We start from the raw sequence: 9,524 nt of genomic DNA, 5'->3' as shown, positions 1-9,524 counted from the left end.
CACCTTATGGATAATCAACAGGCGTGAAAAATTACTTCAGAATAATATTATATTTCCCAGTATATCAACATCGAGCTAACAACAAATTTCTTAACTTGATGGCGATGGGGTAAGTCCGAGATAAGTCCAAAAGCGGTATGGTAGTTGTTAATAAAGGTAAAAACGCTAATTCGGAAAGATAGAACTTACTGAACATCCTAAATCTCCTCGGGATCAATTGACTGACCATTAGTGTCAGTTAAGTATGTTTATAATGATAGTGTGGTCAAAAAACGTTCACTGTATCATGATTGGTACTGATGTTGGTTAAATGGTTAATATTATAGGGGGTGATTGAATTGAAGTTGTTACAAATCAGACTCTTGGTTAATGATTTTAAGAAAAGTGCCAAGTTTTACAAAGATTTATTGGAACTTCCAATAAGCTGGTATGAAGAAGAAATGGAATATGCGCTTTTCAATAATGGGGAAACGAAAATTGAACTTTTATCTCGAAAAGTGATGGCCGAGGTGGTCGGAGAGGGGAATAAGTCTTTAGAAGGTGAATCTCAATCAAGATTCCTGCTTCAATTTGAAGTAGGAGATGTGGATAAGACTTATGACCGTTTCAGAGAAAATGGAATTAAATTTATTAATAAACCGTATGATCGTAAGGAATGGCAAGCACGTGTTGCACATTTTCGCGACCCAGATGGGAACCTGATTGAAATATATAAAATGCTGTAATTGATTGTACAAATTAAAAGTAAATGCAATGTTTCTAAGAAATTTTACTTGTAGATTGTGAAGTATTAGTAGTAGAAGAGCCTTATAAGCGATGAATTGAATAATAAGCTTGCTGGCCCAAATGCAACGGTTGAGATTAGGCAGCGAAACGGCTTAGTTTTTGGTAAAATGCGGATTTCTGTTATTACGAAATAAAGAGATAAAAGGAGGGATGGAAATATCCTATATCGTTGATTTTAAGAATGTGTCTACGATTGGTTTAGAGTCTTCACCTGTAGTAGAAGCACTTGCTGGTTTACGTGCTAATGAAGCCCATTACTTTATGAACAAATACAAGCGTGAATTTGCGGCTAAACCTTTAGAAACGTCGCGTTTTCAAGTGGAAAATATCAAATTTGCCTACGTCTTTTATGAGGATGGTCTTGAGGTCAACGTCATGTATACGGTTGATGACCCTAAGAAGCGGCTTTAGAACTAAACCCATATTTTAGTTTATTTCTTTAAAGGGCGCTTTTCTGAAATATTCGGCTTTCGAAGAAAAATATCACCTTTCAGTATAGCTGAAGAGTGATATTTTTCTTATGTTATGAGTCTCAAAAACGATTGTTTTAGAGAAAGAATAGTGTTTTTTTCGTTTTGAGGGTACCGGAAAATTTTAACTTGATGGGCATGTGGTATCGACAGCAAAACGCAAATTTACAACGTTAAGGATTTACATATCCGATTTCATCTCATATTTATATACTTTCCAAATAGCAACAACTAATAGTGTTATTGTTATTAAAACAAATATTGCGCTTCCTATATAGTCAATCATCATTTTGGAACCTGTTTCAGGTTCCATAAATACACCTAACCAGGAATAGGTTAATATTCCGCCTCCTGTGATTGCAAGTCGGTGCATGGTACCCCATCCTATACGATATGACCAAAAATAGATTAATGTGAAGAAAACGAAAGCGAGCAATAGGCATACAATAACTGTAATCCAGCCATAGAGCATATCTGTAAGCATAAATAGACTTGAAGCAGCTAACGAAATAAAACCAGCAATCCAGGGATTCGGGGTAAACCCTGTTTTTAAAACTCTCGTTCGATTACATAATGTAAAAGCAGCGGTAATAAGTACAATGACAACTACAACGGTTCCTATTAGTTCTGGTGCCGAGGCGAAAAATTTCTTTTCCAAATAGCTTGAGTAACAGAGATACACTGATCCAATAATGAAAATAAAGGCTGTAAAAAAAAGCCCTTTTCTATTAAGCCATGGCTTGTTTTCAAATTCAGGAAATAGTGCTTCTACTAGTATAATGGGGATGCAAGTGCTCCAAATCGCATGCATAGCCAGCACGATAATAGTTAACCAGGCATCCATGCCCAATGCAGGCATATAAGTGCCGCTTATCTGTTCCTGGCCAGTGAAATAGGATCTGTTAAATAGCATCTGATCAACTAAACCTTCCTCTATTAACCCGTAAGCGACGCCAAGGATAAGCATAGTCGCAGGACCAAGTCCAGATCTACGTGTAACCTCACGTATAAGCAGGGCGCCACCACCATAAAGAGGTGCAATAAAAGGAACCAATATAATTTGAGATAATGTTAGGTTGCCGAGCAAGTATTCACCGAATACCGGCGCGAGAAAAAACAGTAAAACAGATGGTAAAAGTCGTTTCTTCCTAGTTTTGGGTAATGATAGGTCTACCTTGTTCTTATTTATCATTATTCCTTCGTTCACAGCCTTTTCAATAACATGGAGTTTTTTTCTTAACAAGGTGGTAAGATGTTTATTTCCAAAGAACTATCCCCATATCTATGTCAATATTCACACCCAATACAGAATAAGGATGGGCAATCCCCTTTCAAGAAAAGCTCGCCTTTTGTGGAATGGACAATAATCCTTCCTTATGTCTTGTGTACTTTTCGCCAGTATTGACGCGCCTCTTCTTCACGTACGATATACCCAAGTTTTATAAGTTCATTTCGAAGGTCTTTTATATCTTTAACATCTTTCTTTTGCAATGCAATTTCTCTCGCCCTCATTAAAGCATTAGCAGTTGTTGATATATCAGGCGTATCTGGTACCCATCGTCTATACTCATATTTAAAAGGATCTCCCTCTGATGACCAGGAATAACCATGTCTCTTGAAGCCATAAACGACCATTTTGGGAGATTCATCAATTTTCTCCCGTGCAAGTTCATATCCTGATTTCCCGAGGATCACCAGTTGTTTCCCATCTAAGAAAACAGTGTCGATCTCCTTTTGTCCGATTGTTTGCTTGTGTCCATCTTTATCAAGTTGAACTTCTTCATCAGTAATTGTTACAACAAGTGTCTCCTTTACCGCGACAGAGGCAACCACGAGGCCCACGATTAAACCCAGAAGCGCTATAATCATATCTAACCAAATGCCACTAAAGGAGTTGATTAGTTTCAAAGGTCCCTCAAATGGTACCCACGGAAGTTTTACAGCCCAGGCTGCCAGTTGCGGTAGGAAATAACCCAGTACAAGTCCTGCTGCTCCAAACCCTCCATACAGGATGATTCCTGTTGTTGTAGAAAAGCCTATAACAGTTTTTTTATTTTTTGGTGATATAGATCCCGTCATTTAGTTCACCTTCCATTGTTTAAGTGTTTCTTTTCCTTCGGGCTGATGACGGCTTTCTCAACAATGTTTATGAGTTCGCCACTATATGTTTCTAGATCAACCTTCTTTGTTATTGAAGTGTTAAGCATATACTCTCCAATTGCACCTTGAATCAAATTGGACATAACATCTACATTAAATTCTCCAAAGACTCCTTGTTCTTGGCCATCATGTAGTATTTGTTGAAGTTCATTCATGAGGGGATCTTCTTGGTCATCACTTAACTTATAGTACGGGATATTCTCGGGTGTTCTAGCATTAAAAATAATTTCTAACAGGGCTGTATTACGTTCATGATGGGTACCTTGATAAGCCAGGCTTGCTGATATAAATGCCTCCAGTTTTTTCTGGGGAGTATCTTCTTTACCTACTCTCTCCAATATATACGCAGTAGATCTTTCTAAAAGGCTGATTAGTAAATGATTCATCAAATCACTTTTATCTGAAAAGTGATAAGAAATCAGTCCTGTGCTTATTCCTGCATTTTTTGCAATCTGGGCAAGGCTTGCTTTTACGTAACCAATATCATCAAGTGTTTTGATCGCAGCTTCTATAATTTGTTCACGTCTTGCCTCAGCGATAAACGACTGTTTTCCTTTTTCTTTGTGAGCTTCCTTCATTACACTCACTCCTTTGATTATTTTATTGAATGACCATTTTTTTATTTGATTAACCAATCAAATAATACCATAAAAAAATATGAAGTCAATACATTAAGTTCATATTACAAGAGATGTATATGTGAGAGTTTCAGTGATTAAAATCTGCTTAGCATACAAAATTTCCGAAATGTATCCCCTTTACGAATCGGCTTATTAAGCTATCACGAAATGCAGTTGAGTTAATAATCAGATGTATATAGTTAATAATTAGGAACAATTTTATTTTACATTGAATTCTCTTGTTCATAAAAATCTACTACGCTTTTTGCCATATCATAGATCATTTGCTTTAATTCTTTGGGGCGAATAATTCTTATCTGATCCCCGAATCCTAAAATATATTCTTTTGCCTCTTGTTCCGTATCAAAACACAGGCTTACAGGAATCCATCCGTTCTCTGAAGGGGAATCAATTTTTAATATTTGAACAAACCGCCCGGTAAACTTTATTCTCTGAACGATAGACGAAGAAATTTCAATATCTACCTCATATCTTGGCAGGCTTTTAATAAACTCCTGTGTTGAGTCATTCCAATACTGGGCTAAATTAAAGTCATTTGGTCGGAAGAACGTTTCCTTCGTTAATATTACAGACTTTATTCTTGAAGCTCTATAACTTCGGATCTTCTCGTTTGAGGACGCGATTAAATACCATGTACTTCCTTTAGCAACTAATCCTAACGGGTTAACAACTCGTTCAACATATTCTCCGTCTGACCGCTCATATTCAATTTGTAGTTTTTTTTCATCCCAAATCGCTTCTTGCAAAATTTTAAATGACTCAATTTTTTCAGGTGACTGTCTCCATGCGGTTGTATCAACATGGATTCGATTCCAAATATCATGGGAATAATTCTGTAAGGCGCTTGGAATCGAAGCGAGAATTTTTTGACGTGCTTCATGCCAATCTTTTGCCAAACCTAGATCAGTAAGCATTTGAAATGATGGTGAAATGAGTAAAGATTTTAATTCGTTGGCTTTTAAACCCGTTAAATTTGTCCGATATTGTTCAAGTAATCTCCATCCACCGGATTTCCCCCGATCAGCTACAACAGGAATACCTGCTGCACTCAACGCTTCCATATCTCGATGTATCGTACGTCCAGTCACCTCCAATTCTTTAGCCAATTCTTTGGTCGTCAATTTCCCTTTATTTTGCAGCAACAGTAAAATAGAGATCAATCTATCTGCCCGCATATTTACCACCTTTATAAAATGGTATAAAAGATATTAATTATATGACAAAAGATGTCATTATTAAGAATTATACTATACATATCTTAAAAGTGGAGATGTGATATGAATGAAGCCTTTAGAGGGGAAAGTAGCTTTGGTAGCAGGTGGAACGAGGGGGGCAGGACGTGGAATCGCTATGGAATTAGGTGCCGCAGGAGCTACCGTTTATATTACTGGCCGTACTACACGAAATAAGATTTCTGAATACGGGCGCCCTGAAACGATTGAAGATACCGCAGATCTAGTAAATGATTTAGGTGGCATTGGGATTCCTGTTCAAGTAGACCATCTTGTACCTGAACAAGTAGAATCCTTAATGAAAAGAATCGAAAAAGAACAAGGGAGACTGGATATACTGGTTAATGACATATGGGGAGGGGAGTATTTAATAGAGTGGAATACACCTGTTTGGAAGCACTCCCTTGAAAAAGGATTAAGGATGCTACGCTTGGCTATTGATACTCATCTCGTAACAAATCATTACGCACTGCCTTTATTAATAAAAAATGAGGGAGGATTAGTGGTAGAAGTAACAGACGGTACAGAAGAATATAACAATAATAATTACCGTCTATCTTTGTTTTATGACTTAGCTAAAAGCTCAGTTAATCGCATGGCTAAGGCTTTGGCGCATGAACTTTCTCCTTATGGATGCACGGCTGTTTCTGTTACACCTGGCTGGATGCGTTCAGAAATAATGCTTGAACATTTTGGGGTTACTGAAGAAAACTGGATGGATGCAACAAAGTTAGAACCTCATTTCATTATCTCTGAAACACCACGTTTTATAGGGCGAGCAGTTTCTGCAATAGCAGCAGATCCTAATAAGCATAGTTTAAATGGGCACTCACTATCAAGCGGTCAATTAGCTAAAATGTATAATTTTTTTGATATTAATGGATCTCAGCCAGATTGCTGGAGATACTTAGTTGAAGTGCGGGAGGCTGGAAAGCCTGCCAATGCAGAAGGGTATATATAGAAACCACTTGACATAGTAACAAAGGTTCAAGTGGTTGGAAAGGGGGAGGAAAAAAGGGGGATGCACCCTGCGCTCTGGCAGAAGAAAGGCCCACGTGTCTTTTTCTGACCGCCTACCACAAACATGTGTCGATTTATCAAATCAGATATATATAACCACGCCTGTTGATTATCCATAAGGTGAAAGAAAAGATGCACGCGTCGGCGTGTTCCCTCGTCTTTTTCTCACAAGGAAGGGACACGGCCGCTTTGTGGCGCCAATGCCGGACCGGCAAAAAGCGGTTCATAAAAAATGATATCGACTTCTGCGGGAGAAGCCTACCTAAAAGTGTATAATCAACACTATTTTTGATATATTTCCTAAAATGTAGAATAAAGTATTTTAATAGTTTGTAATTTATGGTATTATATCACTTGTAAATATATTACATTTTTGAGGAGGAGGAATAAAACTGAATAAGTCTCTAAAAAAATATGTAGCTGGTATTTCTTTATTGGGATTAATGGCAGCACCAATCGCCCCTGCATCAATTTTCGCAGAAGAAATCACTACTAAAAACGTTGAAGATATATCCGTTGAAAAGAATAATTTGGGGCAGGCAAAATTGACACAAGAACAAAAAAAAGCGTATTACAAGCAATACGTTAAAATTATCGAAGAAGTAGTGGCGGAGCATGGGGGTACGAATATGTGGGTTGCACCTTTTGATGAGTTTACTGAAGAAGATTGGGTTGAGCCGGAAGAATTTAGACAAAAAGCAATTGCTAGGGCTAATTTGAGATTTGAAAATTTCCAATTATCAAATTCATCTGGTCCTGTTGCTCTTGGTGCTGTTACAAAAACGAAGGAGACGCAGATTCATGCTGAAGGTGTAACTGTAGGTTTATATGTTACAGGTTCTTTTAAGACAGAGTATAATCATACTGCTAAGAGACAATTTTTTAAGACGATTAACTCTGTAACTTCGAGAACATCAAAAGGAACCTGGAAACAAACAGGTTATACCCCAAGACTGATTGATGGTGGTCGCACATTTGAAATTAGTATTGGAGGAGAATTGAAATTAGCTGGTATTTATTCGACTCATAGAGCAAGTTTAGAATTCCGTTGTAGTCCACAAGGCGGGGTTAGTTAATAATAAAAAAGTGATTATGATAAAAATTCATTTTTGACGAATATTGTCATATAGGGAGAGGTGAATACAATGTTTCCCTTTTGTTTTTGTAGGGGAGAGGAAGGAGTTTGTTTTTAAACGTGTGTGAAAAGGTTTCAAGATAAATGGGTTCTTTTTTAGCGTGCTATGAGAGGACTCGATACAGGCATTATTATAACCGTTACCTTTACGGCTCACGCTATCTTTCCATACGTTGTAAGACGATTCTCATACTCGTGTGACCATACTGGCTGCCCCAATCCGAATTAAAACTTGTGTGATCTTGGGACTGCCATAGAAACAGCGAGATTCTAGGAAAACGCGGTGAACTTGCGTCTCCAGCTCTTTTCGACGTTGACTCGCTAACCTTCCTTACGTTTGCTCCGCTCATAATAACCGCTTCGAGAAACGTAGAGGACGGTGCATATCTTCGTGACCCTGTTCACGAATAAGCTGAATGGCTTGGAGTTTATCATCATGGGTGGCCTTGGTTGTATAAATTTTAAAAAATCAAATGTCTTTATTTTTATAACATGGTACATTCGAAATGAATCGCAACAAAAAGGAAATCTTCGGATCTAAATACCTTGAATATTGATTCTAAAAAATTTTCAAAGCTTGATCCTGTGATAAAATCTGAATGCAGCAATATAAATGGTGTGATTGTTGTAAGAAATGGATATATCGCTTATGAAAGATATTTTAATGGCTTTGGACCAAATGATACATACCATGTGGCATCTGTAACGAAAAGCATAATATCTGCCATCATTGGTATTATCATAGATGCATGGTTTATTAAAAATGTGGATCAGAAGGTGTTGGACTTTTTCCCTGAGTATATTCCCAATCCTTTTGATACGCAAAAACAAGAAATCACCATACGACATCTTCTCACTATGACGGCTCTTTATCCATTTGAGGACTGGCACGGACCGTTGGACAAGATGTGTATGCAATCTGACTGGGTAAAGTATATTCTGAATATACTAGGTCAAAAAGGAAGTATTGGAGCGTTGAATATTCTACTGCAGGGGCGCACTTACTTTCAATCATTATTACTCGTAGCACAGAAAAATAATTCACTAAAACGTTGTGCAACCTTTCAGCGAATTCTTTATGAAGCATTGTGTCGTAGCCCCCATGATGTCCGGGGAACTCTACAATTTCGGTTCCCAGTTGTTTTGCTAGGGCAACTGCACAACGATAAGCAAAAAACTCCCGCGAAGCACTTCCGCCAGCTGGAAATACCTGCGTTGATGTAGATTTTAACTCAGTCTTTAATGCATCTATATCTAAACGTATGGTTGAGAATGCCTGGAATTTCATACTCAACGAAATACGTTGAATTGCGGAGAAGTCGCTCTGTTAGCACATCCTTCGATTGTTCGGAATTGCTAGTATCCACTCCTACATTTGAAGCTAACTTCACAACCTCACTTTGATGATTCTTCTTAAAATCTTCCATTAATTTCCTGTTCTGCTTCAATTCATCTCTAAATAAAAGTTGCAATAAGACTGGTTCGTGCAGGATTAATACCTGTATTTGCCCTGGATGACGTATGCACAGATCGAGTCCGATGACAGCACCGGAGCTGCTCCCGAATACGTACGCCGGTTCATTCGTCAGTTTGGCTAGCAGGCGGTGAGCGTCACCACTGTGTGTCTTCACGCGATAATCCTCAGCTTGATTGGCGGGATTACTGCGGGAATGACCACGACGATCATAAGTAACAACCGTGTACCGGTCAGCAAGATGGTGGGCAACATTATGGAACTTATCAGCATCACCACCTCCGCCGTGGATCAAAAGAAGGATTGGGCCTGAGCCACGTACCTCATAATAGATGTTCGCTCCAGGGACTTGCAATGTCCCGTTTTCTATTACACTCATTTGTAACCTACACGATTGGCAAATGATATAAAATGCAGGAAATAACTAAGAAACAAACTTGTGTCCTGTTGTGGTGGCCTTTTTTCTTTCTGGACAATCAACACCCTTGGTATCCATAGATGGATAGAAAAGAGTGACGCGTACGGTGTGCGTCCCCTTTGTTTTTCTTGTGTGGCGCCACAAAGCGGCCGTATCTCTTCCTTGTGAGAAAAAGACGAGGGAACACG

8 protein-coding genes and 3 pseudogenes are annotated in these 9,524 nt (G+C 38.3%); 5 read left to right on the top strand and 6 right to left on the bottom strand.

The window, feature by feature from the left end:
• The first annotated feature begins 338 nt into the window (after positions 1 to 338).
• Together HMPREF0083_RS21435 and HMPREF0083_RS21430 are read left to right on the top strand one after the other, a co-directional pair.
• Positions 339 to 725 (top strand): VOC family protein, encoded by a 387-nt coding sequence (locus tag HMPREF0083_RS21435; RefSeq protein WP_040304306.1) that lies wholly within the window; start codon positions 339 to 341, stop codon positions 723 to 725.
• 217 nt (positions 726 to 942) lie between these two features.
• Positions 943 to 1,191 (top strand): annotated as a pseudogene (locus HMPREF0083_RS21430) (phage tail protein); the annotation flags it as partial.
• A gap of 246 nt (positions 1,192 to 1,437) precedes the next feature.
• On the opposite strand, the gene HMPREF0083_RS26615 reads toward HMPREF0083_RS21430, so the two are convergent.
• From HMPREF0083_RS26615 to HMPREF0083_RS21410, 4 genes are all read right to left on the bottom strand, one after another.
• Complete coding sequence (locus HMPREF0083_RS26615; RefSeq protein ID WP_148316034.1) at positions 1,438 to 2,448, bottom strand: DUF998 domain-containing protein; 1,011 nt, start codon at positions 2,446 to 2,448, stop codon at positions 1,438 to 1,440.
• Positions 2,449 to 2,630: 182 nt separating this feature from the next.
• Entirely contained in the window at positions 2,631 to 3,335 is a 705-nt protein-coding gene (locus HMPREF0083_RS21420) for a YqeB family protein (RefSeq protein WP_021623899.1), read from the bottom strand.
• Between the two features lie 5 nt (positions 3,336 to 3,340).
• Positions 3,341 to 3,994 carry a TetR/AcrR family transcriptional regulator gene (locus HMPREF0083_RS21415; RefSeq protein WP_040304304.1) on the bottom strand — a complete coding sequence of 218 codons (654 nt, stop codon included), beginning with the start codon at positions 3,992 to 3,994 and terminating at the stop codon, positions 3,341 to 3,343.
• A 266-nt stretch (positions 3,995 to 4,260) separates the two neighbouring features.
• Positions 4,261 to 5,232, bottom strand: coding sequence for a helix-turn-helix transcriptional regulator (locus tag HMPREF0083_RS21410; RefSeq protein ID WP_021623897.1), 972 nt, complete (start codon positions 5,230 to 5,232; stop codon positions 4,261 to 4,263).
• A gap of 106 nt (positions 5,233 to 5,338) precedes the next feature.
• Here HMPREF0083_RS21410 and HMPREF0083_RS21405 point away from each other — a divergent pair, with 106 nt between their 5' ends.
• The 3 genes and pseudogenes from HMPREF0083_RS21405 to HMPREF0083_RS21395 form a co-directional block, all read left to right on the top strand.
• Entirely contained in the window at positions 5,339 to 6,250 is a 912-nt protein-coding gene (locus HMPREF0083_RS21405; RefSeq protein ID WP_021623896.1) for an SDR family oxidoreductase, read from the top strand.
• Positions 6,251 to 6,743: 493 nt separating this feature from the next.
• Complete coding sequence (locus HMPREF0083_RS26610) at positions 6,744 to 7,385, top strand: HMG-box domain-containing protein (protein ID WP_051354752.1); 642 nt, start codon at positions 6,744 to 6,746, stop codon at positions 7,383 to 7,385.
• Between the two features lie 605 nt (positions 7,386 to 7,990).
• Positions 7,991 to 8,481 (top strand): annotated as a pseudogene (locus HMPREF0083_RS21395) (serine hydrolase); the annotation flags it as partial.
• 2 nt (positions 8,482 to 8,483) lie between these two features.
• Here HMPREF0083_RS21395 and HMPREF0083_RS21390 read toward each other — a convergent pair.
• Together HMPREF0083_RS21390 and HMPREF0083_RS29110 are read right to left on the bottom strand one after the other, a co-directional pair.
• Positions 8,484 to 9,297, bottom strand: a pseudogene (locus HMPREF0083_RS21390) (alpha/beta fold hydrolase); the annotation flags it as partial.
• A 45-nt stretch (positions 9,298 to 9,342) separates the two neighbouring features.
• Positions 9,343 to 9,524, bottom strand: a 182-nt coding sequence (locus tag HMPREF0083_RS29110) for a hypothetical protein (RefSeq protein WP_209421091.1), incomplete at its 5' end; no start/stop codon positions are given.

Origin of the sequence: Aneurinibacillus aneurinilyticus ATCC 12856, from assembly GCF_000466385.1 — a bacterium.
Lineage (GTDB): Bacteria > Bacillota > Bacilli > Aneurinibacillales > Aneurinibacillaceae > Aneurinibacillus > Aneurinibacillus aneurinilyticus.
The sequence above is the reverse complement of the archived record's forward strand: the minus strand, read 5'-3'. Positions and strand labels throughout refer to the sequence as shown.

Excerpts from the sequence above, each read along its gene's own strand:
- HMPREF0083_RS26615 (WP_148316034.1), bottom strand. The coding sequence starts at position 2,448 with ATGATAAATAAGAACAAGGTAGACCTATCATTACCCAAAACTAGGAAG.
- HMPREF0083_RS21410 (WP_021623897.1), bottom strand. The coding sequence starts at position 5,232 with ATGCGGGCAGATAGATTGATCTCTATTTTACTGTTGCTGCAAAATAAA.
- HMPREF0083_RS21405 (WP_021623896.1), top strand. The coding sequence starts at position 5,339 with ATGAAGCCTTTAGAGGGGAAAGTAGCTTTGGTAGCAGGTGGAACGAGG.
- HMPREF0083_RS21415 (WP_040304304.1), bottom strand. The coding sequence starts at position 3,994 with ATGAAGGAAGCTCACAAAGAAAAAGGAAAACAGTCGTTTATCGCTGAG.
- HMPREF0083_RS21420 (WP_021623899.1), bottom strand. The coding sequence starts at position 3,335 with ATGACGGGATCTATATCACCAAAAAATAAAAAAACTGTTATAGGCTTT.